The following is a 26,633-nucleotide window of genomic DNA, read 5'->3' as shown; positions in this document are numbered from 1 at the left end:
GTCCGTGTGCGTGAGGTGCCGGGTTTCCTCCGCCGTGCGCTCATGCCGGTCGATCCTGGCCCGGCCCCGCTGAAGGAATCCTGAGAGCCGGGCGGCTCAGCGCCGCCCCGACGGGATCCGCAGCTCCAGCAGGGCGCCCCCGCCCGGAGCCGCCAGGGCGCGCACGTCGCCCCCGTGCGCCCGCGCGATCTCGTGGGCGATCGCCAGGCCCAGGCCGGTGCCGCCGCTGGCCCGGCCCCGGTCCGCGTCGAGCCGTACGAACCGCTCGAAGATCCGGCCCCGGTCGGCCTCCGGGATCCCCGGGCCGTCGTCCGCCACCTCCAGCACCGCCCACCCGTCCCGTGTGAGGGCCCGCACCACGACCCCTCCCCGGGCGTACCGCAGGGCGTTGTCCACCAGGTTGGCCAGGGCCCGCTCCAGGCGCGCCGCGTCCCCGTACGCCGGGACCGGCGCCGGTGCCTCCAGCCGCAGCGGCACCCGGGGCGCGGGGCGGCGCGCCGCGTCCTCCGCCGCCAGCAGCGCCAGGTCCACCGGCTCGGGGCGCGGCGCGGGCCCGCCGTCGAGGCGGGCCAGGAGCAGCAGGTCGGCGGCGATCCGCTGGAGCCGCTCGGTGTCGGCCAGCGCGGCGGCCACCGACGCCCGGTCGGGCCGCTCCATGGCGAGGGCCACCTCCAGCCGGGAGCGGACGGCGGCCAGCGGGTTGCGCAGCTCGTGCGAGGCGTCGGCGGTGAACTGCCGCTGCCGGGCGTCGGAGCGCTCCAGCCGGTCGAGGGTGTCGTTCACGGTCCGGGCCAGCTGGGCGATCTCGTCCGCGCCGCCCGGGTCGGGGACGCGGCGGTCCAGCTCGCTCGCGGTGACGGCGGCCAGCCCGGAGCGGATCGCGGCGACGGGGCGCAGCGCGTGCCCGGTGGCCCACCAGGCCAGGGCCGCCGCGAAGGCGGTCAGTGGCGGGGCGCCGGCGAGCAGTCCGACCGCGACGGCGCGGGTGGCGTCGTCGACGTCGCCGAGGACGGTCATCGCGTAGACGGTGTGCGGGGCGGCCGGGTCGTGCGCCGCGGGCGGCCCGGGGGCGGCGACCGCGACGACCACCCGCCGCTGACCGCCGGGGTGCGCGGGCGCGAGGACGGCCGACCGGGAGTCCTGCCCGGGCCCGGGGCGCAGCCCGTCGAGGCGGGGGATGTCCCGGGGCTCCCCGCCCGCCGCGGTGCTGGCCACGGTCCGGCCCTGCGCGTCGCGTACGAGGACCAGGTCGACCCCCGTCTCGGGCGCGGGCAGCCGGCCGCCGGGCGGGAGGGTCCGGGTGTCGACCTGCGCGGCGACCTTCCGTGCGGCGAGCTCGGTGCGGCCGGTGGTGTTGTCGAGGAGGTTGCCGCGCATCAGGGTGTACAGCCACAGGCCGCCGGTGGCGAGCACGGCGGCCATCGCGAGCGCGGCGGCGAGCGCGGTCCGCGCGCGGAGGCTGCTCACCACCGTCAGCCGCCGTCCGGGGCCATGCGGTAGCCGGTGCCGTGGACGGTGAGGATGGAGCGGCGGCCGAAGGGCGCGTCGATCTTCTTGCGCAGGGAGGAGACGTAGACCTCGACGATGTTGGGGTCGACGCCGTGCGGGGAGTCCCAGACCTCGTCGAGGATGTCCTGCTTGGCGACGGCCCGGCCGGGCCGCTCCATCAGGCAGGCGAGGACGCCGAGCTCGCGGGCGGTGAGTTCGATGTCCTGGCTGCCGCGGCGGCAGCGGCGGTCGTGCGGGTCGAGGAGCAGGTCGCCCGCCCGCAGGACGGCGGGTCCGGGGCCGGCGGGGCCGGCGGGGCCGGCGGCGCGGCGGGCGAGGGCGCGCAGGCGGGCGCCGAGCACGACGAAGGAGAACGGCTTGGTGAGGTAGTCGTCGGCCCCGGCGTCGAGGCCCTCGGCCTCGTCGTACTCGCCGTCCTTGGCGGTGAGCACCAGGACGGGGGTGGGGTCGCCGTGGGCGCGCATGCGGGCGCAGATCTCGGCGCCGCCGAGGCCGGGGAGCATGAGGTCCAGGAGGACGACGTCGTACGGCCCGCCGGTGAGGGCCAGTTCCAGCCCCCGGTGCCCGTCGTGGGCGACCTCGACGCGGTGGCCCTCGGCGGACAGGCCCTGCCGGAGGGACTCGGCCAGGTTCTCTTCGTCTTCGACGACCAGGATGCGCACGCGCCAAGCCTCACATACCGGGCGCCGGACCGGCCCGGGGCGGGCCCTGCGGGGCCGTCGCCGCGAGCGGTCCCCCGCCGGGGACGGGTTTTCGGCGGCGGGGCCGGACGCGGCGGGGGCCGGGTTTGGGCCAAGTGGGGGGTTCGGCGGCCGGAATACGTGGATCCAGCGGAGCGTGTTGGCACTCCGCTTGACCGAGTGCTAATCGCCGGAATAGTGTCACACCTGGCACTCGCCCCCGGTGAGTGCCAACACAGCGACAGGCAGGTCCGGCACCCGCGACGACGGATCGACCTGGTCGCCACCTCAGACAGTTAACCCCGGATCTCCGAAGGGGGAGGTCGGATCGTGACGACCGCCAGCTCCAAGGTTGCCATCAAGCCGCTTGAGGACCGCATCGTGGTCCAGCCGCTCGACGCCGAGCAGACCACGGCCTCCGGCCTGGTCATCCCGGACACCGCGAAGGAGAAGCCCCAGGAGGGCGTCGTCCTCGCGGTCGGCCCGGGCCGCTTCGAGGACGGCCAGCGTCTCCCGCTGGACGTCTCCGTCGGCGACATCGTGCTGTACAGCAAGTACGGCGGCACCGAAGTGAAGTACAGCGGCGAGGAGTACCTCGTCCTCTCGGCCCGCGACGTGCTCGCGATCGTCGAGAAGTAATCACTTCTCACGCATTGCTTTGAACTGCGCCCCTGGTCACCCCGCTGATTGCCGGGCGGCGAGGGGCGCGGTTCGTTAAACCCGAGTTTTCGAGAGGGCTGAACCGCTCCCATGGCGAAGATCCTGAAGTTCGACGAGGACGCCCGTCGCGCCCTCGAGCGCGGCGTCAACAAGCTTGCCGACACGGTCAAGGTGACGATCGGCCCCAAGGGCCGCAACGTCGTCATCGACAAGAAGTTCGGCGCCCCCACCATCACCAACGACGGTGTCACCATCGCCCGCGAGGTCGAGCTGGACGACCCGTACGAGAACCTCGGCGCCCAGCTCGTGAAGGAGGTGGCGACCAAGACCAACGACATCGCGGGTGACGGCACCACCACCGCCACCGTGCTCGCCCAGGCGCTCGTCCGGGAGGGTCTGCGCAACGTCGCCGCCGGTGCCTCCCCGGCCGCCCTGAAGAAGGGCATCGACGCCGCGGTCAAGGCCGTGTCCGACGAGCTCCTCGCGACCGCCCGCCCGATCGAGGACAAGTCCGACATCGCCGCCGTGGCCGCGCTCTCCGCGCAGGACTCGCAGGTCGGCGAGCTCATCGCCGAGGCGATGGACAAGGTCGGCAAGGACGGTGTCATCACCGTCGAGGAGTCCAACGCCTTCGGCCTGGAGCTGGAGTTCACCGAGGGCATGGCCTTCGACAAGGGCTACCTCTCGCCGTACATGGTCACCGACCAGGAGCGTATGGAGGCCGTCCTCGACGACCCGTACATCCTGATCAACCAGGGCAAGATCTCCTCCATCCAGGACCTCCTGCCGCTGCTGGAGAAGGTCATCCAGGCGGGTGGCTCCAAGCCGCTGCTGATCATCGCCGAGGACGTCGAGGGCGAGGCGCTCTCCACCCTCGTCGTCAACAAGATCCGCGGCACCTTCAACGCGGTCGCCGTCAAGGCCCCGGGCTTCGGCGACCGTCGCAAGGCGATGCTCCAGGACATGGCCACCCTCACCGGTGCCACCGTCATCGCCGAGGAGGTCGGCCTCAAGCTCGACCAGGCCGGTCTGGACGTCCTCGGTTCCGCGCGCCGCGTGACCATCTCCAAGGACGACACGACCATCGTCGACGGTGGCGGCAACGCCGCTGACGTCGCGGGCCGCGTCAACCAGATCAAGGCCGAGATCGAGTCCACGGACTCCGACTGGGACCGCGAGAAGCTCCAGGAGCGCCTGGCGAAGCTCGCCGGCGGCGTCTGCGTCATCAAGGTCGGCGCCGCCACCGAGGTGGAGCTCAAGGAGAAGAAGCACCGTCTCGAGGACGCCATCTCCGCGACCCGCGCCGCGGTCGAGGAGGGCATCGTCTCCGGTGGTGGCTCCGCGCTCGTCCACGCCGTCAAGGTCCTCGAGGGCAACCTCGGCCTGACCGGCGACGAGGGCACGGGTGTGGCCGTCGTCCGCCGCGCCGCCGTCGAGCCGCTGCGCTGGATCGCCGAGAACGCCGGCCTCGAGGGCTACGTCATCACCTCGAAGGTGGCGGAGCTGGAGAAGGGCAACGGCTTCAACGCCGCCTCCGGCGAGTACGGCGACCTGGTCAAGGCCGGCGTCATCGACCCGGTCAAGGTCACCCGCTCCGCGCTGGAGAACGCCGCTTCCATCGCCTCCCTGCTGCTCACGACCGAGACCCTGGTCGTCGAGAAGCCGGCGGAGGAGGAGGCCGAGGCCGGTCACGGTCACGGCCACGGTCACAGCCACTGAGGCTGATGCCTGAGCGCTAGCCGAGAAGGCCCTGGTCACCGCTGCAACGCGGGGGTGACCAGGGCCTCTTGCGTGCCGGCCTACTCGGGCAGCATGCCCATCTGGCGCATCAGGCCGGGCGCGTCGTAGTACCACCAGCCCTCGGCGATCCGGCCGTTGTCGAGGCGGAAGGTCGTACACCCCGACATCGTCACTTCCCTGCCCGTGGGGGCGACGCCCATGAACGCGCCCTTCTGGGTGCCCTTCCAGTTCCAGAGCGTCGTGACGCAGTCGCCTTCGGCGATCTGGCGGGTCTGGTCGAAGGAGAAGTCGAAGGCTTCCCTCCACTTGCTGATGGTCTGCTGCATGCCGTCGCGGCCGTCGCTCTGACCCTCGCCCTCCATGACGTCGTGGTCGGTGTAGTCCATGGCCAGGCACTCCTCCAGGGCGGCGAAGTCGCCCTTGTGGATGCACTCCTCGAACATCCGGTTCACGACGAGCTTGTTGAGGTACTCGTCGCGGACCACGTCGAGGTTCATGAACTTCGGCATCCCCTCACAGAGGGCGACCATCTCCTGGAACATCCGGTCCGTCTCGGGGAGGTGGGAGTTCTTCATCGCCTCCTCGTAGGAGGGGAATTCGACGAGGTCCACGTAGTGGTTCTGGGCCTCGCGGTCCCTGCCGATCATGGTGTGCGTGACCGTGCGCCTCCCGCTGGTCTGTTCCGCGTAGCGGTCGATGAGCGCGTTCATCTCGTCGAACCGCCTGGTTTCGTAGTCGATCACCTGTACGAACGTCATCGGGTCGCCTCCCGCAGTGGATGAGACACGTCCATTTTAGGGAGATTTCGCCCTTTTGCTGCGCTTGTCGGTGGTCGGGCAGGGGTCGCTGCGGCCCGTCACTGCGGCCCGTACTTGCGCCCCGTCCGGGAGGACACGCCGCCGAGCAGCCCGCGCGGCGTCAGCTTCACCACACCCATCAGCGCCTTGTACCGCGGGTCCGGGATCGACACCGTCTTCCCGCGCGCCAGGTCGGCCAGCGCGGCGGCCACCAGCTTGTCGGCGTCGAGCCACAGCCAGCCCGGGATGTTGTCGGTGCCCATGCCGGCCCGCTGGTGGAACTCGGTGCGCACGAAGCCCGGGCACAGCGCCATCATCCGCACCCCGGATCCGGCCAGGTCCCGGGCCGCGCCCTGGGTGAACTGGACGACCCAGGCCTTGCTCGCGCCGTAGGTGCCGCGCGGGACGAAGGCGGCGACCGAGGCCACGTTCACGACCCCGCCCCGGCCGCGCGAGCGCATCGACTCCGTCGCCGCCGAGGTCAGCCGCAGCACCGCCTCGATGTGCACCTTGAGCATGGCCAGCTCGTCGGCCATGGAGACCTCCAGGTAGCGGCCCTTGTTCCCGAAGCCGGCGTTGTTGACCAGCAGGTCCACCGGGTGCGTGCGGTCGCCGAGGCGGGCCTCGACCGCCGCGATGCCCTCGTCCGTGGCGAGGTCGGCGGCCAGTACCTCCGCCTCGATGCCGTGCCGGTCGTGCAGCTCGGTGGCCTGCTCGGCCAGCCGCTTCGTGTCCCGGGCCACCAGTACGAGGTTGTGCCCCTGGGCGGCGAGCCGCCGGGCGAAGGCGGCGCCGATGCCCGCCGTGGATCCAGTGATCAACGCAGTCGTCATGTGCGCAAAATAGCCGCCCGCGCCGACTCCCGTACCCCTGCGCGGCCTTCCCAAAGGCCCGGCTGGACAGGACGGCCGCGGCAAAAGGCGGGCTTATGCTCGAAGGGTGATTGAGGCACGCCACCTGCGGATCCTGCGCGCTGTCGCCGGGACCGGTTCCTTCTCCGCCGCCGCCCGTGAACTCGGGTGCACCCAGCCCGCCGTCTCCCAGCAGATGAAGGCCCTGGAGCAGTCGGCCGGCACCCCGCTGCTGGTCCGCACGGGCCGCGAGATGCGGCTGACCCAGGCGGGGGAGGCCCTCGTGCGGCACGCCGCCGGAATCCTGGCCGGGCTGACCGCCGCCGAGGAGGAGGTCGCGGCCATCGCCGGGCTGCGCGCGGGGCGGGTACGGCTCGTCTCCTTCCCCAGCGGCAGCTCCACGCTGGTGCCGACCGCGCTCGCGGCCATGCGCGCCGCGCACCCGGGCACCCGAATCTCCCTGGTGGAGGCGGAGCCGCCGCGTTCGGTGGAGATGCTGCGCGAGGGGGACTGCGACCTCGCGCTGGCCTTCCGCTACGCGGGGGCCTCGGCTGCGGCCGAGTGGGAGGACCTCGTGGTCACCCCGCTGCTCACCGACCGGCTCGTCGGGCTGGTGCCCGAGGCGCACCCGCTGGCCGGTGCCGGCCGGGTGGGCATGGCGGAGCTGGCCGACGAGCCGTGGATCGCGGGCTGTCCGCGCTGCCGCCGCCACCTGGTGGAGGTCTGCGAGGGCGCGGGATTCACCCCGCGCATCGACTTCGCCACCGACGACTACCCGGCCGTGGTCGGCCTGGTCGGCGCCGGGCTGGGCGTGGCGGTGCTGCCGGAGCTGGCGGTGGAGTCCGTACGGGCCAAGGGCGTGAGCACGCTGGCCGTGGAGCCGGCGGTGGAGCGGGAGGTCGTGGCGCTGACGCTGCCCGACCTGGCGCGCGTGCCGGCGGTGGCGGCGACCCTGGGGGAGCTGGTGCGGGCCGCCGCCCGCTGACCGGACGCGCGCCCTGCGGGTGCGCGTCGGTGCGACACGCCCGGTGCGCGGGCGGATCCGGAAGGGTTCGAAGGGCGGAGGAGAAACGTTCCTTCGTATGTTTATCCGAGCGCCCCTTCGTGCGCCGTGCGACCGGCGGTCAGTTCGGCGCGCTGGGGCCGATCGTGCTGGAGGCGGGGATCAGGCGGTGCCGTGCGCGGCCCATCAGCTCCTCGCGCTCGTCCTCGGTGAGGCCGCCCCACACCCCGTAGGGCTCGCGGACGGCGAGTGCGTGCGCGGCGCATTCCGAGCGCACCGGGCAGCGCATGCAGACCTCTTTAGCCGAGGCCTCGCGCGCACTCCTGGCCGCGCCCCGCTCGCCTTCCGGATGGAAGAACAGGGAGCTGTCGACTCCGCGGCAGGCAGCGAGCAGCTGCCAGTCCCAGAGGTCGGCGTTCGGTCCGGGGAGGCGGGAGAAATCTGCCATGGGTAGTCCTCTTGGTGCCGGTACTGAGGCGGATAGGGTCCATGTCTCCACACCTACTGTCGTAGTAGATGTAAATATGACTCATTGGGAATCTAGCCTCAGACACATGGCGAACGGAAGAAAAGCCGCCAAATAGGGCATAGCTCCAGATGGAGGACGCGCGGAGGGTGGCTCCAGCGTCGTGATCGCTTCCTCACGTAGAGTGCCGAAGGTGTCCGTCCGACCCGTAACTCTTTCGAGTGACCATCGTTGAGAGAGCGAGTGCGGTTGAAACGAGAAGTTCCCGGACAGGTGTCCGAGGACGTCGATCGCACAGGTGACGATACGTACCAGCCTGGAGGCTCAAGGTGACGCGCATCAGCAGCTGCGGAGGGCGGTCATGACTTCCGTCCTCGTCTGCGACGACTCCCCGCTTGCCCGAGAGGCGCTCCGTCGCGCGGTTGCCACCGTGCCCGGCGTCGAGCGTGTGACGACGGCTGCCAACGGCGAGGAAGTCCTCCGCCGCTGGGGTGCCGACCGGTCCGACCTGATTCTGATGGACGTACGGATGCCCGGCCTCGGCGGTGTCGAGACCGTCCGCCGGCTCCTGTCGGCCGACCCGGGCGCCCGCATCATCATGCTGACGGTCGCCGAGGACCTGGACGGCGTGGCTCTCGCGGTCGCCGCCGGCGCCCGCGGCTACCTGCACAAGGACGCCTCGCGCGCCGAGCTGCGGGCCACGGTCACCCAGGCGCTCGCCGACCCGACCTGGCGGCTGGCGCCGCGCCGGCTGCGCTCGGCGGAGATGGGCGCGGCGCCCACCCTCACCGCGCGCGAGATCCAGGTGCTGGAGGGCATGAGCCACGGCCGGTCCAACGCGGAGATCGGGCGCGAGCTCTTCCTCTCCGAGGACACGGTCAAGACCCACGCCCGCAGGCTGTTCAAGAAGCTCGGCGCCTCGGACCGGGCGCACGCCGTGGCGCTCGGCTTCCGCTGGGGTCTCGTCCGCTGACCGGAGCGGTCCCGTCCGCCGATGGCGGGCGGGGCGGCAGGCCCCGGTCGGCGGCGGCGCGCGAAAAGTCCCGTCCCGGCCGGTGTCCCGTCGGGGATTGACGGGGCACAATCCGGGGGACGTGTCGCTTCGGGCGCGATGCCGCATCCTTGATGGTGTGCCGCATTCTTGGAGAGGTCGAGTCCTCGGGGACGACGATTCGGGCCGAGCGGAGGGGAGGGCGCAGAAGATGAGCTCCGGCGCACCCGCTCATAACGCTTCGATGCACAACACGGACCGCGATGCCACGAACGCTCCGGCGCCAAGGCACCATGGATCGATGCGCGACGACGAGGCCCTGGGGTCGCCCCCGGCCACAGGCCCCACCGGCGCCGCCAAAGGCGGCAACGCCGGGGCCGTCGGCGCGCTCGTACGCCGTGCGGTCGACGGCGACGAACAGGCCACGCACGACCTGCTGGCCTTCGTGCACCCCCTCGCCCTCCGCTACTGCCGCACCCGGCTGTCGCGGCTCCCGGGTGACGCCCGTCACTTCGTCGAGGACCTCGCGCAGGAGGTGTGCGTCGCCGTCCTGATGGCGCTGCCGCGCTACCGGGACACCGGGCGCCCCTTCGAGGCGTTCGTGTTCGCCATCGCCGCGCACAAGGTCGCCGACCTCCAGCGGGCCGCGATGCGGCACCCGGGGAGCACCGCCGTGCCGTCCGACGAGATGCCGGAGCGGCCGGACGACTCCCTCGGTCCGGAGGAGCGGGCGCTGCTCAGCAGCGATGCCGCCTGGGCCAAGAAGCTGCTGGCCAACCTGCCCGAGAACCAGCGCGAGCTGCTCGTGCTGCGGGTGGCCGTCGGGCTGACCGCCGAGGAGACCGGCCAGATGCTCGGCATGTCCCCGGGTGCGGTGCGGGTCGCACAGCACCGCGCACTGAGCCGGCTGCGCGCGCTCGCGGAGCAGTGAGCCGACGATCCCGCCCGCAGGGAGTCTCGTAGGAAACCACGAATCTTCCGCTCGGCCTTGGTCGTGGAATGAGACGCGTCGGGATCCCGTTAGCATGGACATCCGCGCTGAGCAAGACCATTTGGGAAGGTGTCATGACCGCCGACGGAGTACCCGACAAATTCGCCGCGCTCGGACTGACCTATGACGACGTGCTGCTGCTGCCGGGCGCGTCGGACATGGCTCCCGACGAGATCGACACTTCCTCCCTCATCTCGCGCAACGTCCGGGTGAACGTGCCGCTGCTGTCCGCGGCCATGGACAAGGTCACCGAGGCCCGCATGGCGATCGCGATGGCCCGCCAGGGCGGCGTCGGCGTCCTGCACCGCAACCTCTCCATCGCCGACCAGGCCAACCAGGTCGACCTGGTCAAGCGCTCCGAGTCCGGAATGGTCACCGACCCGATCACGGTGCACCCGGACGCGACGCTGCGCGAGGCCGACGAGCTCTGCGCGAAGTTCCGCATCTCCGGCGTCCCGGTCACGGACCCCGCCGGCAAGCTGCTCGGCATCGTCACCAACCGCGACATGGCCTTCGAGTCGGACCGCGGCCGCCAGGTGCGCGAGGTCATGACCCCGATGCCGCTGGTCACGGGCAAGGTCGGCATCTCCGGCGTGGACGCGATGGAGCTGCTGCGCCGCCACAAGATCGAGAAGCTTCCGCTGGTCGACGAGGCGGGCGTCCTCAAGGGCCTCATCACGGTCAAGGACTTCGTCAAGGCCGAGAAGTACCCGAACGCCGCCAAGGACAAGGACGGCCGCCTGCTGGTCGGCGCCGCCGTAGGCGTCGCCGGCGACGCCTACGAGCGCGCCCAGGCCCTGATCGAGGCGGGCGCCGACTTCATCGTCGTCGACACCGCCCACGGGCACTCCCGCCTGGTCGGCGACATGGTCGCCAAGATCAAGTCGAACTCCTCCGTCGACGTCATCGGCGGCAACGTCGCCACCCGCGACGGCGCCCAGGCGCTGATCGACTCGGGCGTCGACGGCATCAAGGTCGGCGTCGGCCCCGGCTCCATCTGCACCACCCGCGTCGTCGCCGGCATCGGCGTCCCGCAGGTCACCGCCATCTACGAGGCCTCGCTGGCCGCCAAGGCCGCGGGCGTCCCCGTCATCGGCGACGGCGGCCTCCAGTATTCCGGCGACATCGCCAAGGCCCTGGTCGCGGGCGCCGACACGGTGATGCTCGGCTCGCTGCTCGCGGGCTGCGAGGAGTCCCCCGGCGAGCTGCTCTTCATCAACGGCAAGCAGTTCAAGTCGTACCGCGGCATGGGCTCGCTCGGCGCGATGCAGTCCCGCGGCGACCGCAAGTCGTTCTCCAAGGACCGCTACTTCCAGGAGGGCGTCGGCGGCGACGACAAGCTGATCCCCGAGGGCATCGAGGGCCAGGTCCCCTACCGCGGCCCCCTCTCCGCGGTGGTCCACCAGCTGGTCGGCGGCCTGCGCCAGTCGATGTTCTACGTCGGCGGCCGTACGGTGCCGGAGCTCCAGGACCGCGGCCGGTTCGTCCGGATCACCTCGGCGGGCCTCAAGGAGAGCCACCCGCACGACATCCAGATGACGGTGGAAGCGCCGAACTACAGCCGCAAGGGCTGAACAGGATGACCGCCCGGAGGGGCGGGCCCGCCCGGGCCCGCCCCTCCGGCGCGTCCGCGGAGGCACGCGCGTGCGTCCGTACAGCGGTCATCGGAACGCGGGTCCCCGGGGTTCGGGGATACTGGACGGGCAGACCCAGAGGAAAGGCCACCACACGTGACTGAGATCGAGATCGGGCGCGGCAAGCGCGGCCGCCGGGCGTACGCCTTCGACGACATCGCCATCGTCCCGAGCCGGCGCACGCGGGACCCGAAGGAGGTCTCGATCGCCTGGCAGATCGACGCGTACCGCTTCGAGCTCCCCTTCCTGGCCGCCCCCATGGACTCCGTGGTCTCCCCGCAGACCGCCATCCGCATCGGCGAGCTCGGCGGCCTGGGCGTGCTGAACCTCGAGGGCCTGTGGACCCGCTACGAGGACCCGCAGCCGCTGCTCGACGAGATCGCGGAGCTGGACGAGGAGGCCGCCACCCGCCGCCTCCAGGAGATCTACGACGCGCCGATCCAGGCCGACCTCATCGGCCGGCGGATCAAGGAGGTGCGCGACTCGGGCGTCGTCACCGCCGCCGCGCTCTCCCCGCAGCGCACCGCGCAGTTCTCCAAGGCCGTCGTGGACGCGGGCGTCGACATCTTCGTCATCCGCGGCACCACCGTCTCCGCCGAGCACGTCTCGGGCGCCGCCGAGCCACTGAACCTCAAGCAGTTCATCTACGAGCTGGACGTCCCGGTCATCGTCGGCGGCTGCGCCACCTACACGGCGGCCCTGCACCTGATGCGCACCGGCGCCGCGGGCGTCCTCGTCGGCTTCGGCGGCGGCGCCGCGCACACCACGCGCAACGTCCTCGGCATCCAGGTCCCGATGGCCACGGCCGTCGCGGACGTGGCCGCGGCCCGCCGCGACTACATGGACGAGTCCGGCGGCCGCTACGTGCACGTCATCGCCGACGGCGGCGTGGGCTGGTCCGGCGACCTGCCCAAGGCCATCGCCTGCGGTGCCGACGCCGTGATGATGGGCTCCCCGCTGGCCCGCGCCACCGACGCGCCCGGCAAGGGCCACCACTGGGGCATGGAGGCCGTCCACGAGGACGTGCCGCGCGGCAAGAAGGTCAACCTCGGCACGGTCGGCACCACCGAGGAGATCCTGACCGGCCCGTCGCACACCCCGGACGGCTCGATGAACCTCTTCGGCGCCCTGCGCCGCTCGATGGCCACGACCGGCTACAGCGAGCTCAAGGAGTTCCAGCGCGTCGAGGTCACGGTCGCGGACTCCCAGCACCGCCGCTGACCCCGCCACGCACGCACGCCGGAGGGCCGGCACCCCGAACGGGGTGCCGGCCCTCCGGCGTTCCTCAGCTCTTGCCCTGCTTGCGGCGGCGCAGACAGATCCCCCAGGGGACCAGGAAGAAGGACGAGAACACCCACAGGGCGACCAGGACCAGCCAGTCGTCGGGGTCTTCCGTGCCCTTGCTGAGCAGCGCCAGCGTGGTCATGGACGAGAGGCCGCCGAACAGCAGGGCCGGGATGCCCAGCACCCAGAGGACGACGGTGAACCAGCGCTTGGGCGGCTGCGGCGCGTCGGGTGCCGGCTGGACCGGACGGGGCTGCGGGATGCGGGATGGGTCGCGGGGCGGCATGCGGACCACCGCTGCGGGCGGGACGCCGGCGTCCACGGAGGCCAGTTCGGCCGCTGTGATCCCGAACAGGGTCGGCTCGACGGTGATGCTGAAGCCGTCGTGGCCGACGAGGTGGCGGGCGCCGTCCGGGTAGGCCTGCATCAGGGAGCACTCGGCGTACCGGATGGTCAGGTGGCCGTCCGGGCGGACCAGGCTGAGCCCGTCGCGCGCCACCAGCAGGGTGGTCTGCCGGTCCTCCACCGCGGCGTAGCGCCGTCCGGTGACCAGGTCCGACGACCAGGTGGGGGCTTCCGTGAGCCCGGCCCAGTCCACGCCCCGCCCCGGGACCTGCATCAAGGCGTTCGCCCACACCTCGCGCGCGATCCGCTGGAGGTCGGTGACGGTGACCGCCTCGATCTCGGCACGGCTCTCGGCGTTGCTGAGGGAGGGGCGGCGCAGCAGCAGGTTCATCGCCTCGGAGGGGAGCCTGGCCGCGGCCGGCTCCGGATGGTCGAACTGGCTGAGTGCGGAGGTCCGTACGGCGTCCAGGTCGGCTTGCTCGATGCGGCCGGCACGGAGTTTGGCGAGTACGTCCACGAAGGCGCCGATCATCGCGTCCTGCTTCCGCGGCAGCGCGTCGGCGTACGCGGTGACGGTCGCCCAGTCGGTGTCGCGCGGGCAGTAGTCGGCGGCCGCGGTGTAGGAGTAGCCGCCCTTCTGGCGCAGTTCGCGGAAGAGCTCCTTGCCGAGCACCTCGGCGAACAGGTTTCCCGCCGTCGAGCGGGGGACGACCGAGGTGAGTACGGCGACGCCGTCGGGTCCCTGGAAGTAGGCGGGCGTGCTCGGCAGCGCGGAGGTGGGCTGCGGTGCGGGGTGCCAGGTGCCGGAGGGAAGGGTGAGGTCGAGGCCGTCGGGCACGGTGTCGCCGGTGAGCCACAGCACCGCGTTCTCCGTGGTGAAGCGGGTGCGGGCCCAGTCGTGGACGTCGTCGGCGGTGAGCCGGTGCAGGCCTGTCTCGGCGTAGCTGGTGAGGCCGTAGCTCCGGGAGCCGTAGCGCCACAGGGGCAGGCTGTGGGCGGCACCCTGTGCACGGCCGGCGGCCTCGGTGCGCAGGATCTCCTTCTCGGTCTCCAGGCGGTCCATGGGCAGGTCGCGCAGGGCGGCGCAGACGCCGTTGAGGTACTCGACGACCTCGGCGGGCGTGCCCGAGACGAGGAAGTGGGTGTAGGCGGCGGCGGTGGCGCCGTTGTAGTGGAGGTCGCTCAGGCCGTGGTGGTGCAGGGCGAGGTGCTCGACGAGGTGGGTGACGCCGCTGGTGGCGAGAGTCTCGTCGGCGCGTCCCACCCGGAAGAGCAGTCCGGCGGTGAGGGGGCCGGAGCCGGGGGCCAGGACGGTGCGGACACCGTCGACGGTGGTGTGGGTGACGCCGTCTTCGGTGACGTGCCCGGGCGGGGTGTCGGTGGTCATCGTGGTCTTCCTCAGCCCTTGGCCAGGGCGGTCTTGCGGTGGCGGGCGAACGTGGCCGAGTGGTCCGCGCCGACGTAGCCCCAGGGGAACTCGGTGGCGCGGTCGCCGAGGGCTCGGAAGTGCGGGGCGGCTTCGGCGTGGCGGCCCGCCGCGCTGTGGGCGGCGGCGAAGGCGTTGTGGGCGCCGACGTACTGGAAGGCGTCGGCGCGGGCGGTGGGGTGGAGGACGGAGCGGGCGGCGGCCTCCTGCAGCGCGGTGTGCTGGGCGGGCTCGCGCAGATACGTTTCGGCAGCGGGCGTGTTCTCGTCCCGCTCGATCTCCAGGTACCGCTCCAGCTGGGCGACGGCGACCAGTGCTCCCTGCGGGCCGCCCTCGGGCGCGGCCTCCGCGCAGGCCCGGGCGAAGCCCTCGGCCTCCTCCCAGCTGCCGCTCCACTTCGGGCAGAGCTGCTGGAGCAGCTGGGACTGGCCGGAGTAGTGGTGCGGGTGGTGTTCGGCGAGGCGCTCGTAGCGGCGCCTGGCCTCGCCCTGGCCCAGTTCGAGCCCGCGTGCGGTGGTGACGCGCAGGTACCAGGCGAGGGCGTACGCCGGGTACTCGGCGCAGACGTCGATGAGCAGGACCTCGGCCCGGCGCAGGTGCGCGTGGAAGGAGTCGAACTGCTGCCGGCTGACGTGCTCGGCCCGAGCCCCGCTGCGGATCCTCCATCCGGCCCTGATCAGGTGGTTGGCGTACAGCGTGCGGAAGAGCGGGTCGCCTGGGCGGCACGCCGCGGTCTCGCGGAGGAAGTCCGCGCAGTCGGGGGTCTCCGCCACGGTCCAGGAGGCGAGGGCGCGGTCGTCCTCGTCGGGGAGGGCCTCGAAGGCGGTTGCGACGGCCTTCGCGTCGCGGAGCTGGACTGCCGAGCGCAGGACGGCCAGGTCCCGGAAGTGCTCAGTGGGTTCGGTGAGTGGCCGGCCGAGCGGCGGCGTGAGAGCAGACACGCCGCGGATCATATGACCGGCGCCACGGATTCCGACAGGGGTTTCCGGGGCGCCGGTTCGGGGCGAAATTGCCTGCTCAGCGCCTTGTGGTCGTCAGGCGGCGGTCTTGCGGCCGACCTGGAAGGCCGCGTAGCCGCCGATGGCGAGGAAGAGGAACGTCAGCGGGTCCAGGTTCTCCTTCCAGCTCTCGATCACGTCGGAGGTGCGGTTGGTCAGCACGTCCACGACGCTCTCGGAGAGCTGGTCGGCGCCGTCCAGGGCGATGCCGAACAGCTGGCCCGCGAGCACGGCGGCCACGGAGACCAGGGCGGCGACGACCGGCAGGACGGCGTTGCGCCCGCCGGCCTTGCCTGCGGCGAAACCGACCAGGGCGCCGACGCCGACCGCCGCGTAGCCGATCTCGTGGTGGGTGGCCTTGACGATCGCGCCGTAGACACCGGCGGCCACGAGGCCGGCCACGACGGCGGCGGCGATCCCCAGGACCGCGTTGCCGCTGCGGGCCGGTGCCGGGGCGGGGGCCGGGGTGTAGGACGCGGGTGCGGGCGGCTGGACGTTCTGGCTCAAGGAAATCCCCCCCAGGGATTCGGGCGCACGTGTGCCCCGGGGGCATAAGTGCGAGATAAGTGACGCCGCAGGCTAGCAGGGGACTGCGACATTCCTGGAGGGGATTTCGGCCGGATGATCGAACCGGAATCGGCCCGTGACCTGGGGTGGATTCCCGGTCAGAGGCGGTGGGCCGCACCGGCCGGGCTGGCGCCGCGGGTGTCGAGGAGGAGCTGGGCCTTCACGGCCAGGCCCTGCATGTCGTACGTGCGGTGGTGCTGGAGCAGGATCGTCAGGTCGGCGTTGGCGGCGGCCTCGTAGAGGGAGTCGGCGCGGGGTACGGGCCGGTCGCGGACCCGCCAGGCCGGGATGTACGGGTCGTGGTAGCTGATCAGGGCGCCGAGGTCGAGGAGACGGCTGGCGATCTCGCCGGCGGGCGAGCCCTCCTGGTCGGCGAGGTCGGGCTTGTAGGTGACGCCGAGGAGGAGGACGCGTGCGCCGCGGGCGGACTTGCCGTGCTCGTTCAGCAGGGTGGCGCAGCGCTGGATGACGTACTGCGGCATCCGGTTGTTGATCTCCTGCGCCAGGCCCACCATGCGCAGGGGGTGGCCGGGGGTGCGTGTGGTGTGGGGGAGGTAGTTCGGGTCCAGGGGGACGCCGTGGCCGCCGACGCCGGGGCCGGGGCGGAAGGCCTGGTATCCGTACGGCTTGGTCTCGGCACACCGGATGACGTCCCAGAGGTCGACGCCGAGGTCGTGGCAGAGGACCGCCATCTCGTTCATGAGGGCGATGTTGACGTGCCGGTAGTTGGTCTCCAGGAGCTGCACGGTCTCGGCCTCGCGCAGGCCGCGGGCCCGGACGACCTTCTCGGTGAGGCGGGCGTAGAAGGCGTGCGCGGACTCGGTGCAGGCGGGGGTGAGGCCGCCGATGACCTTGGGGGTGTTGGCGATGGTGTGGGTCCGGTTGCCGGGGTCGAGGCGGCTGGGGGAGTAGGCCAGGTGGAAGTCGCGTCCGGCGCGCAGGCCGGAGCCCTCTTCGAGGATGGGGCGCAGGTACTCCTCGGTGACCCCGGGGTGGGCGGCTGACTCCAGGATCACGGTGGTGTGCGGGCGCAGCCGGGCGGCGAGGGTGCGGCCGGCCGCGCCGACGGCCCCCAGGTCGAGCGCCCGGTCGGCGCCGAGCTGGGTGGGTGCGCAGATGACGGCGGTGCGGACCCGGCCGAGCTCGGCGGGGTTGGTGGTGACGCGGAAGCCGGCCGCCGACATCCGGCGGATCTCGGCGGCGGTGAGGGGGCTGTCCGTGGCGGGGCCGCTGTCGTAGCCGACGGTCTCGATCCCGGCGGCGACGGCCGCCTGGGCGAGGGGGAGGCCGAGGTGGCCGAGTCCGATGACGGCGAGATCTGCGGGCATGGGGGGCCGTCCCTTCCCTTCCCTGGCATGCATGAGGGGGCGGTGCGCGCAAGTCCTGTGGACGAACGGAGCTGGCGCAATGTCACACTAGGCGTATATATGACAGATATGTCGCATTGTGGGCACATGGTTGCGCTGTGTTGTCCACAGCCGGTGGCTGATGTCGGCGAGGCCGGTCAGAATCGGAGACGGGAGATGTGATCGGGATCACCCGCGCCGAGCGGGTGCGGCCCGTACCGACGGGAGGCAGCCGTGAGGACAGCGACACTGGGACCCGCGCAGCGCGCGGAGGCCCTCGCCCGGATGGCCGAGCGGGAACTGGACGTGCTGGTCGTCGGCGCCGGCGTGGTCGGCGCGGGTACCGCACTCGACGCGGTGACCAGAGGCCTGTCCACCGGCCTGGTGGAGGCGCGCGACTGGGCGTCGGGGACGTCGAGCCGCTCCAGCAAGCTCATCCACGGCGGTCTGCGTTATCTGGAGATGCTCGACTTCGCCCTCGTCCGCGAGGCGCTCAAGGAGCGGGGGCTGCTGCTGGGGCGCCTCGCGCCGCACCTGGTGAAGCCGGTCCCGTTCCTGTACCCGCTCCAGCACAAGGTGTGGGAGCGCTTCTACGCCGGATCGGGCGTGGCCCTGTACGACGCGATGGCCGTCTCCAGCGGACACGGCCGCGGCCTGCCCACCCACCGGCACCTCTCGCGCCGGCGGGCGCTGCGCGTCGCACCGGCGCTGCGCAAGGACGCCCTGGTGGGCGCCCTGCAGTACTACGACGCCCAGATGGACGACGCGCGCTACGTGACCACGCTGGTCCGCACGGCCGCCGCGTACGGGGCACAGTGCGCGAACCGGGCGAGGGTGGTCGGCTTCCTGCGCGAGGGCGAACGGGTGGTCGGGGCGCGGGTGCGGGACGTGGAGGGCGGCGGGGAGTACGAGATCCGCGCCAAGCAGGTCGTGAACGCGACCGGGGTGTGGACGGACGACACCCAGGCGCTGATCGGCGAGCGCGGACAGTTCCACGTACGGGCCTCCAAGGGCGTCCACCTCGTGGTCCCGAAGGACCGGATCCACTCGAACAGCGGGCTGATCCTGCGGACCGAGAAGTCGGTGCTGTTCGTGATCCCCTGGGGGCGGCACTGGATCGTGGGCACCACGGACACCGACTGGGACCTGGACAAGGCGCACCCGGCGGCGTCGAGCGCCGACATCGACTACGTGCTGGAGCACGTGAACTCGGTGCTGGCGGTGCCGCTGACCCGGGACGACGTCCAGGGGGTCTACGCGGGCCTGCGGCCGCTGCTGGCGGGGGAGTCGGACGCGACGAGCAAGCTCTCGCGCGAGCACACGGTGGCCCATCCGGTGCCGGGCCTGGTGGTGGTGGCCGGCGGCAAGTACACGACGTACCGGGTCATGGCGAAGGACGCCGTCGACGAGGCGGTGCACGGGCTGGACCAGAGGGTGGCGCCGTGCGTAACGGAGGACGTGCCGCTGGTGGGAGCGGAGGGCTACCGGGCCCTGTGGAACGGCCGGGCCCGCATCGCCGTGCGGACGGGGCTCCATGTGGTGCGGGTGGAGCACCTGCTGAACCGGTACGGGGCGCTGACGGAGGAACTGCTCGGCCTGATCGCGGCCGACCCGGCACTGGGCGAGCCGGTGACCGGTGCGGACGACTACCTCCGGGCCGAGGTCGTGTACGCCGCGTCGCACGAGGGGGCGCGGCATCTGGACGACGTGCTGACGCGGCGGACCCGGATCTCGATCGAGACCTTCGACCGCGGGACGAGGTCGGCGCGCGAGTGCGCGGAACTGATGGCTCCGGTGCTGGGTTGGGACAAGCGACAGATCGAGAACGAAGTGGAACACTACGAGAAGCGGGTCCAGGCGGAGCGCGAATCGCAGCGCCAGCCGGACGACCAGACCGCCGACGCGGCACGGCTGGGGGCGCCCGACATCGTTCCGTCGTGACTCCGCCGTCCGGATGGGGGAACCGCCGGACCCGGGGCTCCCGTCCGATGCGGGGTGAGCAACAATGAGGTTTCTGCCGGGGTGGGTTACCTTGCCCCCGGCGGCTGCCGGGGGCAGCCGGGGCAGGCTGCACGATCGCAGAGGGGACGCATGTCGAAGCCGGAGCACACCGAGTCGCCTGCCGAGGCGCCTGCGGCGAAGCTTGAGGGTGTCGGTGCCTCCGAGGGCGGTGGTGTGGTGAACTCGGCCTCGGAGCCCGGATCTGACGCCGCGCAGGCCGAGCCCGTCGCGGCGGCCGTGCCCCGGCCGAGGTCCGGGAAGGCGGCGCCGAAGGCGCCCGGGCGTGCCGAGCCGGCCGCCGGGAAGGGTTCTGACGCGGCGGCGGAGGAAGCCCGGACCGAGCCCGGGCCGCAGGACGCCAAGTCCGCGCCCGAGGACCGGATACGGGCCGCGAACAAGACCCCCGAGAGTGAGCCGCGGGACGTGGAACCCGCGCCCGCGGACCGGAAGCCGGCCGCGGAGGCGGTCTCGAATGCCGAGCCGCAGGACGCGAAGCCCGTACCCGCGGACCGGAAGCCGGCCGCGGAGGTGGAGTCGAAGGCCGAGCCGCAGGACGCGAAGCCCGTGCCCGCGGACCGGAAGCCGGCCGCGAAGGGGGCTCCGGGGGGCGGGGCCGAGGGCGCGAAGCCCGTTGCCGGCAACGGTTCTGACGCGGTGCCCGCGTCCGCCGGGAAGGCCCGGACCGGCACCGCGTCCGCGCCGGACGCCGAGGACGCGGAAGCCCCGGCCGATCGGGACGCGAAGCACAAGGGGCGGCTGCTGGCGGGCCGGTACCGGCTCGGGGCCGTCCTCGGCAAGGGCGGCATGGGCACCGTGTGGCGGGCCGAGGACGAGGTCCTCGGCCGGACCGTCGCCGTCAAGGAACTCCGCTTCGGCGGCGGCGTCGACGAGGACGAGAAGCGCCGCCTCATCACCCGTACCCTCCGCGAGGCCAAGGCCATCGCGCGCATCCGCAACGAGGGCGCCGTCACCGTCTACGACGTCGTCGACGAGGACGCCCGCCCCTGGATCGTCATGGAGCTCATCGAGGGCCCCTCCCTCGCCGAGTTCGTCCGCGAGAACGGCCCGCTGACCCCGCACCGGGCCGCCGAGGTCGGGCTCGCCGTGCTCGACGTCCTGCGCGCGGCGCACCGCCAGGGGATCCTGCACCGCGACGTGAAGCCGTCCAACGTGCTCATCGCCGGCAGCGGCCGCGTCGTCCTCACCGACTTCGGCATCGCCCAGGTCGAGGGCGACCCCTCCATCACCTCCACCGGCATGCTCGTCGGCGCCCCGTCGTACATCTCCCCCGAGCGCGCCCGCGGCTACAAGCCCGGCCCGCCCGCCGACATGTGGTCCCTCGGCGGACTGCTGTACGCCGCCGTCGAGGGCGTGCCCCCCTACGACAAGGGCTCCGCGCTCGCCACCCTCACGGCGGTGATGACCGAGGCCGTGGACCCGCCCAAGAACGCCGGTCCGGCGCTCACCGAGGTCATCTACGGGCTGCTGGTCAAGGACCCGGCGCTGCGGCTCGACGAGGACCGCGCCCGGACGATGCTCACCGCCGTGATCAACGCCCCCGAGTCCCGGCCGGCCCCCGCGCCCCTCCCCCCGGTCGAGGAGACCCGCCCGATCTCCTTCACCAAGGCCGAGGTGGAGGCGCAGAAGGCGGCGGAGAAGGCCGCCGAGAAGGCGGCGAAGAAGGAGCGCGAACAGCGCGAACGCGAGCAGCGCGACCGCACCCGCGCCGCGCTGAAGGCGGCCCGCAAGGCGGCGGCCGCCGAAGCCGCGGCCGCCTCCGCCGCAGCGGCCCCGCCGCAGCGGCCCAAGACGGCGGCCCCGGCGTCGCTCACCGACGTGATGCCGCGCCGCACCATCGCCCTCGCGATAGCCGGCGTGCTCGTGGTCCTGGCCGTCATCGGCTCGCTCATCGCGTACGCGGTCAGTGGCGACGACGAGAAGGGCGGCCGGAAGAACGAGGGCAAGGGCGGCCCGACCCCCGCGGCCTCCGCCGGCCAGTCCCCGGGCAACGCCCCGGCCGCGTCGCAGGCCACCTCGCCGAGCCCGACGCCGCCGAGCCCGAGCCCGGCCGGCAGCGCGAGCCCGGCCGCCCCCGGCGCGACTCCCGGCGGCGGCACCGACCCCGCCCAGAGCCAGGGGCAGAGCAGCCAGGGCCAGGGCACCAGCCCGGCCGGCGCCGGGGGCGGGGCGGGCGTCCCCGCCGGGTTCACCACGGTGACCGACCCCCGGTTCCATTTCGCGATGGCGATGCCGGAGGGCTTCCACCAGACCGACACCGCCGGCAGTGACTCCGGCGCGATATACAGCCGCTCCGGCGGCTTCCCCCGTATCCAGGTCGACCACACCGACAGCCCGGGCACCGACGCCCGCGCCGCCTGGGCCGAACTGGCCCCGGCCGTGGCCGGCAGCAGCAGGAACTACCACCTGATCCGCCTCGAACCCGTCGGCTACCGGAACTACCCGACCGTCGCCGACTGGGAGTTCGAGCGCGAACAGCAGGGCACGAAGGTCCGCGTCCTCGACCGCGGCTTCAGGGCGGACGCCAAGAACGGCTACGCCATCATGATCACCTGTGCGGCCGACCAGTGGGACGGCCCCGAATGCACGCAGATGCGCAACACCGCCTTCGACACCTTCCAGCAGTTGGGCTGACGGCCCTCCCAAGCCCGGGACGCGGGCGGCCCGGGCCACGTATCGTGTCAGCGGGGGCCATGGGGGACCCACCGCACTCGGGGGAGGCGAAGTGGAGGACTACGCCGGCCGGATCCTGGCCGACCGCTACCGTCTGCCGTTACCGCCGACCGACGAGTACGAGCTGGTGGAGACCCGCGCCTTCGACACCCGCAGCGGGCAGGAGGTCCTCGTCCGGCACGTGCCGCTGCCCGAGGTCGTGGACGCCGAACTGCTCGACGGGACCCGCGCGACGCCGGCCGCGGCCGGGGAACTCCCCGCGGTGCGCCGGGCGATCGCCGCGGCCCAGGCCGCCGCGTCCGTACCGGACCATCCCCGCCTCGACCAGGTCTTCGACGTGTTCGCCGAGGACGGCTCGCTGTGGATCGTGAGCGAACTCGTCCCCGCCAGGCCGCTGGCCGCGCTGATCGCCGACGAACCGCTCACGCCCTACCGGGCGGCGGAAGTGGCCTCGGACGTGCTGACCGCGCTGCGGGTGCTGCACGCGCATGGCTGGACGCACCGCAACATCACCGTCCGCACGGTCCTGATATGCGAGGACGGCCGCGTCGTCCTCACCGGGCTCGCCGCCGGCGCCGCCGAGGACGCCCTGTCCGGCTACGACCCGGTGCCGGCGGGGGAGCCCTGGGACGGGGGCACGGGCGCTCCGGCCGCGCCCTGGGAGCCGCCGCCCCCCGCCCCCGGCGGACGGGAGCCCGCGTACGCCCCGCTGGTGGCGCCCGGGTACGACACCGGGCCGCGCTACTCCGACCACATCCTGCCCGAGCCCGAGCCCGAGCCCGAGCCCGCGCCCGCGTACGAGCCCGAGCCCGCGTACGAGTCCGGGCCGCATCCGGAACCCGAGTGGTCCGCCCCGCCGGAGCCCCCGGCCCCGGCCACTCCGCCCGGGCCCCCCGCCCGGCCCGCCGGGATCCGCGACGACGCCATGGCCGCGGCCCGCGCCCGGACCGTGGCCGCCTACCGGGCCGGCTCCCGGGCTGCCGCCGAGAAGGTGGCGCAGGAGCGCGGGGCACGGGGACAGGTGGTCGTCCCGCAGCTCCCGCCGACCGGAGCCAACCTGCCGCAGGAGTACGCGTACCCGTACGGTGGCCCGGACACCGCCGCCCCCACGCCCTGGCACGGGGCCGCCCCGCGCCGCCGGCAGGAGCCCGAGCCGCAGCCGCGGCAGGAGCGGGCCGAGGAGCCACGGCAGGAGCGGCTCCCGCACCCGGAGCCCGAGCCGCAGCGGCCCGAGCCCCCCGCGGCCCCGCCCCGCCCCGCGCTCCCCGCGCAGCTCGCCCTCCCCCAGGGCTACCGCCAGGCCGACCCCCCGGCGCCCGCCCGCCTCCCGCAGGCCGGGGACGGGACCCGGGCGGAGCAGCCCGCGGCTCCGCCCGCGCTCCCGGAGAGCCGCACCCCCGGAGCCACCGGAACCCACGCCTCCCAGGCCGCCGGACCGGTCGCCCAGGGCCTTCCGGGGACCCGGGCCCCCGAGGCCGCCGGACCGGTCGCCCAGGGCCTTCCCGGAACCCGCGCGCCCGAGGCCCGTACGCCCGTCCCCTCCGCCCCCGGGACCCAACCGCCGGCACCCCCCGCCCCCCGGCCCCCCGGCCCCGCGGTCCGTCCCGTGCCCGCCCCGTCCGCCGGGGCCTGGGGCGGCGGCCCCGGTCAGGGCGGCGGCCCCCGTACCGGCCTCGACGCCGAGCGGGCCCGCCAGACCCGGATGGCCGTCGTCGGCCCCGTCACCGAGCGCTGGGCCCCCGAACAGGCCGGCCCCGTCCACGGCGGCCCCTGGCAGCTCGCCGCGCCCGTCGGCCCCGCCACCGACCTCTGGGCCCTCGGCGCCCTGCTGTACCGGGCCGTCCAGGGCCACGCCCCGTACCCCGAGGAGAGCGTCGCGGAGCTCGTGGACATGGTCTGCGCGGAGCCGCCCGCCTTCGCCGAGGAGTGCGGCCCGCTGCGCCCCGTCGTGGAGTCCCTGCTGCGCCAGGACCCCACCGAGCGGCCCGACTTCGAGGAGCTGCGCGGCTGGCTGCGCTCGCTGGTCCGCTCCGCCCCCGAGCCCGACGGCGACGTCGTGTTCCCGCTGCCGGAGCCCGACCCCGCCCGCCTGCCCGAGGTGCGCCGGCGCGCGGACCTGCACGGCCGCCACCGCAGCCCCGACGCACCCCGCAGGCCGCGCTCACCGGTCCGGACCCTGCTGGTCGCCGTCCTGGTGCTGCTCGCGGGCGGGGTGGCGTACGCGATGCTGTTCCTGCCGGGCTCCGACGGCCAGGACGCCGGCCGGGCCCAGCAGCCCACGGCCGCCCAGAGCCCGGTGTCCCCCTCGGCGGCGCCGACGACCCGGAAGTCCCCGCAGCAGTCGCCGCCCGCCCCCGCGTCCTCCGGCGCGCAGCCGCCCGCCCAGCCGGCCCCGGAGGGCTACACCCTCCAGCAGGACCCGGCGCACTTCACCATCGCCGTCCCCAACGGCTGGGAGCGGCAGTCGATCAACGAGGCCGGCCAGGTGCGGTACACCCAGGGCCAGTTCACCCTGATCGTGGTCCCGGGCCGGGACCGGGTGGAGGGCGGGTCCCCGGACCCGCTGGGGTACCAGAAGGACAAGGAGGCCGAACTGGCCCCGTACCGCAACTCCACCTGGGCCTCCGGCGGCGACGTGAAGTCCACCCGGGTGGGCCAGCAGCTGCGCGTGACCGGCCGCTACACGTGGATCGACGCGGCCGGCCGTTCCCTGTTCGCCCGCAACTTCGTCGTCGCGCTCGGCGGCGGATACCACGTGGTCATGGTCACGGGACCGGAGGACAACCAGGACAAGGTCACCGACGTCTTCGAGAAGGCCACGGCCAGTTACCAGGCCGGAGGCTGACGGCCGATCAGTACGGCGATTGCGTCACAGTGCTGTCTCACCGGCCCCGCCCGGTTCCGGCACCGCCCGCAGGCTCCGTAATCTGGCCCGGAGTGCACAGAGCGGCGGGAATTCGTGGAACAGCAGACAGGCGCGGGCGCGGTGCTCGCGGGCCGGTACCGGCTCGTGGAGCCCATCGGCAGCGGCGGCATGGGCAAGGTGTGGCGCGCCCATGACGAGCTGCTGCACAGGACGGTCGCGGTCAAGGAACTGACGGCGGGTCTGTACGTGTCCCAGGCCGACCGGGAGGTCCTGCACGCCCGTACGCAGAAGGAGGCCCGGGCGGCGGCCCGGATCCAGCACCCGGCGGTCGTCACCGTGCACGACGTGCTGGAGCACGACGACCGGCCCTGGATCGTCATGGAGCACATCGACGGCCCCTCCCTCGCGGAGGCCGCCAAGGCCGCCGGCCGGATCGAACCGCGCGAGGCGGCGCGGATCGGCCTGCACGTCCTGGGTGCGCTGCGCGCCGCGCACGCGGTCGGCGTCATGCACCGGGACGTGAAGCCGGGCAACGTGCTGCTGGCCAAGGACGGCCGGGTGCTGCTCACCGACTTCGGGATCGCGGCCATCGAGGGCGACTCGTCCATCACCAGGACGGGTGAACTCGTCGGCTCCATCGACTACCTGGCCCCGGAGCGGGTCACCGGTGGCGCCCCCGACCCGTCCTCGGACCTGTGGTCCCTGGGCGCCACTTTGTACACGGCCGTCGAGGCCCGCTCGCCCTTCCGCCGGACCTCGCCGATCTCCAGCCTCCAGGCCGTGGTCAACGACGAGCCGCCCGTGCCGCGCCAGTCCGGTCCCCTGGGGCCGGTCATCACCGCGCTGCTGCGCAAGGACCCGGCAGAGCGCCCCTCGGCGGCCGAGGCGGAGCGGATGCTGATCGAGGCCATGGAGGGCCGCGAGCCCAAGGCGGCCCAGGCGTACGTGCCCACGCGCGCGGTGAGCGCCGAGGAGTGCGCCCCGGCCCGGGCGGACGCCGCCCCGCAGCCGCGGCGGCAGCCCGACCCCGTGCCCTCGCCGACCACTGCCCTGGCCGAGCCGGCGGCGGCATCCGCCGGGCGCCCGCCGGGGCGGGTCAAGAAGGTCGCCGCGGTCGCCGTGGTGGCGGCGCTGCTCGGCGGCGGCGGGGTCTTCGGCCTGCTGAAGCTGACCGGCGGGGACGAGCAGGACAACACCGGCTCGGACAAGGGCGCCTCGGCGCCCGACGGGCAGGACGAGGGCACCGACGCGCCGCCGTCGGGCTACACCGAGGTCACCGACCCGGCGGGCTTCACGCTGTACGTGCCGCAGGGCTGGAAGCGGCGGATGAACGGCAATCAGATCGACTACACCCCGGACGAGGGCAAGCACTTCATCCGGGTCGCCGTCGACACCACGCCCGACTACCCGAACCCGTACATGCACCTGCTCGACATGGAGAAGCAGCTCAAGGAGCGGACGGACTACAAGCGGCAGGCGCTCAACCAGAACACCTTCCACGACAGCGCCCGCGCGGCGCTGTGGGATTTCAGCTGGACCGAGAAGGGGGCCCTCGCCGGGCCCCGGCGGGCGATCGACCAGATGTACATCGCCCCGGACGGCACCGAGTACGGGGTGTACATGTCGGGTCCGGCCGCCGACTGGGAGACCACCCGCACCCAGTTCGACGTGGTCCTCAGCGGCTGGGAGCCGGCGCCGAAGAAGGGCTGAGCGGGGGGCCGGGTAAGGGCTGAGCGGGAGGCCGGGGGCACCGTCCCCGGCCATCGTGCCAGCGATTGCTGGCAGAC

General features: G+C 73.3%; 20 protein-coding genes. 11 read left to right on the top strand and 9 right to left on the bottom strand.

Annotation, left to right across the window (positions count from 1 at the left end; translation table 11 throughout):
* Positions 1-96 precede the first annotated feature (96 nt).
* Positions 97-1,467, bottom strand: coding sequence for a sensor histidine kinase (locus tag ACFY15_RS04690; RefSeq protein WP_390825005.1), 1,371 nt, complete (start codon positions 1,465-1,467; stop codon positions 97-99).
* 5 nt (positions 1,468-1,472) lie between these two features.
* Positions 1,473-2,171 (bottom strand): response regulator transcription factor, encoded by a 699-nt coding sequence (locus tag ACFY15_RS04685; RefSeq protein ID WP_390825004.1) that lies wholly within the window; start codon positions 2,169-2,171, stop codon positions 1,473-1,475.
* Between the two features lie 348 nt (positions 2,172-2,519).
* On the opposite strand from ACFY15_RS04685, the gene groES reads away from it, so the two are divergent.
* Positions 2,520-2,828 carry a co-chaperone GroES gene (groES, locus tag ACFY15_RS04680; protein ID WP_030230757.1) on the top strand — a complete coding sequence of 103 codons (309 nt, stop codon included), beginning with the start codon at positions 2,520-2,522 and terminating at the stop codon, positions 2,826-2,828.
* A 111-nt stretch (positions 2,829-2,939) separates the two neighbouring features.
* A complete protein-coding gene (gene groL / locus ACFY15_RS04675) occupies positions 2,940-4,568 on the top strand; it encodes a chaperonin GroEL (RefSeq protein ID WP_390687639.1) in 1,629 nt (542 codons plus the stop codon).
* An 80-nt stretch (positions 4,569-4,648) separates the two neighbouring features.
* On the opposite strand, the gene ACFY15_RS04670 is transcribed toward groL, so the two are convergent.
* The gene (locus ACFY15_RS04670; protein WP_390687640.1) at positions 4,649-5,347 is read right to left on the bottom strand and encodes an ester cyclase; all 699 of its coding nucleotides are present in this window, start codon (positions 5,345-5,347) and stop codon (positions 4,649-4,651) included.
* A 98-nt stretch (positions 5,348-5,445) separates the two neighbouring features.
* Entirely contained in the window at positions 5,446-6,219 is a 774-nt protein-coding gene (locus tag ACFY15_RS04665; protein ID WP_390687641.1) for an SDR family NAD(P)-dependent oxidoreductase, read from the bottom strand.
* Positions 6,220-6,325: 106 nt separating this feature from the next.
* Between ACFY15_RS04665 and ACFY15_RS04660 the strand changes: the two genes are divergently transcribed.
* Positions 6,326-7,222 (top strand): LysR family transcriptional regulator, encoded by an 897-nt coding sequence (locus tag ACFY15_RS04660; RefSeq protein ID WP_390687642.1) that lies wholly within the window; start codon positions 6,326-6,328, stop codon positions 7,220-7,222.
* A gap of 139 nt (positions 7,223-7,361) precedes the next feature.
* Here ACFY15_RS04660 and ACFY15_RS04655 read toward each other — a convergent pair whose 3' ends face one another.
* Complete coding sequence (locus ACFY15_RS04655) at positions 7,362-7,688, bottom strand: WhiB family transcriptional regulator (protein ID WP_366450402.1); 327 nt, start codon at positions 7,686-7,688, stop codon at positions 7,362-7,364.
* A 379-nt stretch (positions 7,689-8,067) separates the two neighbouring features.
* On the opposite strand from ACFY15_RS04655, the gene ACFY15_RS04650 reads away from it, so the two are divergent.
* The 4 genes from ACFY15_RS04650 to ACFY15_RS04635 all read left to right on the top strand — a co-directional run bounded on the left by ACFY15_RS04650 (position 8,068) and on the right by ACFY15_RS04635 (position 12,543).
* Entirely contained in the window at positions 8,068-8,679 is a 612-nt protein-coding gene (locus tag ACFY15_RS04650; RefSeq protein WP_003948568.1) for a response regulator transcription factor, read from the top strand.
* A gap of 319 nt (positions 8,680-8,998) precedes the next feature.
* The gene (locus ACFY15_RS04645; protein ID WP_366450401.1) at positions 8,999-9,628 is read left to right on the top strand and encodes a sigma-70 family RNA polymerase sigma factor; all 630 of its coding nucleotides are present in this window, start codon (positions 8,999-9,001) and stop codon (positions 9,626-9,628) included.
* 134 nt (positions 9,629-9,762) lie between these two features.
* Positions 9,763-11,262 (top strand): IMP dehydrogenase, encoded by a 1,500-nt coding sequence (gene guaB, locus ACFY15_RS04640; protein WP_390687643.1) that lies wholly within the window; start codon positions 9,763-9,765, stop codon positions 11,260-11,262.
* Between the two features lie 156 nt (positions 11,263-11,418).
* Positions 11,419-12,543, top strand: a complete 1,125-nt coding sequence (locus ACFY15_RS04635) for a GuaB3 family IMP dehydrogenase-related protein (protein WP_390687644.1) — start codon at positions 11,419-11,421, stop codon at positions 12,541-12,543.
* Between the two features lie 64 nt (positions 12,544-12,607).
* Here the strand turns inward: ACFY15_RS04635 and ACFY15_RS04630 are convergent, their stop codons facing one another.
* The 4 genes from ACFY15_RS04630 to ACFY15_RS04615 all read right to left on the bottom strand — a co-directional run bounded on the left by ACFY15_RS04630 (position 12,608) and on the right by ACFY15_RS04615 (position 17,270).
* Positions 12,608-14,338, bottom strand: a complete 1,731-nt coding sequence (locus ACFY15_RS04630; protein WP_390825003.1) for a M16 family metallopeptidase — start codon at positions 14,336-14,338, stop codon at positions 12,608-12,610.
* Between the two features lie 11 nt (positions 14,339-14,349).
* Entirely contained in the window at positions 14,350-15,318 is a 969-nt protein-coding gene (locus tag ACFY15_RS04625; RefSeq protein WP_390687647.1) for a hypothetical protein, read from the bottom strand.
* A gap of 93 nt (positions 15,319-15,411) precedes the next feature.
* Complete coding sequence (locus ACFY15_RS04620; protein WP_390687648.1) at positions 15,412-15,882, bottom strand: hypothetical protein; 471 nt, start codon at positions 15,880-15,882, stop codon at positions 15,412-15,414.
* Positions 15,883-16,040: 158 nt separating this feature from the next.
* Positions 16,041-17,270: a nucleotide sugar dehydrogenase gene (locus tag ACFY15_RS04615; protein ID WP_390687649.1), complete on the bottom strand. Its 1,230-nt coding sequence runs from the start codon at positions 17,268-17,270 to the stop codon at positions 16,041-16,043.
* Between the two features lie 252 nt (positions 17,271-17,522).
* On the opposite strand from ACFY15_RS04615, the gene ACFY15_RS04610 reads away from it, so the two are divergent.
* The 4 genes from ACFY15_RS04610 to ACFY15_RS04595 all read left to right on the top strand — a co-directional run bounded on the left by ACFY15_RS04610 (position 17,523) and on the right by ACFY15_RS04595 (position 26,556).
* The gene (locus ACFY15_RS04610; RefSeq protein ID WP_390825002.1) at positions 17,523-19,229 is read left to right on the top strand and encodes a glycerol-3-phosphate dehydrogenase/oxidase; all 1,707 of its coding nucleotides are present in this window, start codon (positions 17,523-17,525) and stop codon (positions 19,227-19,229) included.
* A gap of 150 nt (positions 19,230-19,379) precedes the next feature.
* Positions 19,380-21,941, top strand: coding sequence for a protein kinase (locus ACFY15_RS04605; RefSeq protein ID WP_390687651.1), 2,562 nt, complete (start codon positions 19,380-19,382; stop codon positions 21,939-21,941).
* A gap of 91 nt (positions 21,942-22,032) precedes the next feature.
* Positions 22,033-24,825, top strand: coding sequence for a protein kinase (locus ACFY15_RS04600; protein ID WP_390825001.1), 2,793 nt, complete (start codon positions 22,033-22,035; stop codon positions 24,823-24,825).
* Between the two features lie 114 nt (positions 24,826-24,939).
* A complete protein-coding gene (locus ACFY15_RS04595; protein ID WP_390687653.1) occupies positions 24,940-26,556 on the top strand; it encodes a serine/threonine-protein kinase in 1,617 nt (538 codons plus the stop codon).
* Positions 26,557-26,633: the final 77 nt, after the last annotated feature.

The organism is Streptomyces sp. NPDC001373, from assembly GCF_042895815.1.
Classification (GTDB): Bacteria; Actinomycetota; Actinomycetes; order Streptomycetales; family Streptomycetaceae; genus Streptomyces.
This window is presented reverse-complemented; position numbering and strand designations above follow the sequence as displayed.

Excerpts from the sequence above, each read along its gene's own strand:
- ACFY15_RS04655 (WP_366450402.1), bottom strand. The coding sequence starts at position 7,688 with ATGGCAGATTTCTCCCGCCTCCCCGGACCGAACGCCGACCTCTGGGAC.
- ACFY15_RS04670 (WP_390687640.1), bottom strand. The coding sequence starts at position 5,347 with ATGACGTTCGTACAGGTGATCGACTACGAAACCAGGCGGTTCGACGAG.
- ACFY15_RS04615 (WP_390687649.1), bottom strand. The coding sequence starts at position 17,270 with ATGCCCGCAGATCTCGCCGTCATCGGACTCGGCCACCTCGGCCTCCCC.
- guaB (WP_390687643.1), top strand. The coding sequence starts at position 9,763 with ATGACCGCCGACGGAGTACCCGACAAATTCGCCGCGCTCGGACTGACC.
- ACFY15_RS04645 (WP_366450401.1), top strand. The coding sequence starts at position 8,999 with ATGCGCGACGACGAGGCCCTGGGGTCGCCCCCGGCCACAGGCCCCACC.
- groL (WP_390687639.1), top strand. The coding sequence starts at position 2,940 with ATGGCGAAGATCCTGAAGTTCGACGAGGACGCCCGTCGCGCCCTCGAG.
- ACFY15_RS04605 (WP_390687651.1), top strand. The coding sequence starts at position 19,380 with ATGTCGAAGCCGGAGCACACCGAGTCGCCTGCCGAGGCGCCTGCGGCG.
- ACFY15_RS04650 (WP_003948568.1), top strand. The coding sequence starts at position 8,068 with ATGACTTCCGTCCTCGTCTGCGACGACTCCCCGCTTGCCCGAGAGGCG.
- ACFY15_RS04630 (WP_390825003.1), bottom strand. The coding sequence starts at position 14,338 with ATGACCACCGACACCCCGCCCGGGCACGTCACCGAAGACGGCGTCACC.
- ACFY15_RS04665 (WP_390687641.1), bottom strand. The coding sequence starts at position 6,219 with ATGACGACTGCGTTGATCACTGGATCCACGGCGGGCATCGGCGCCGCC.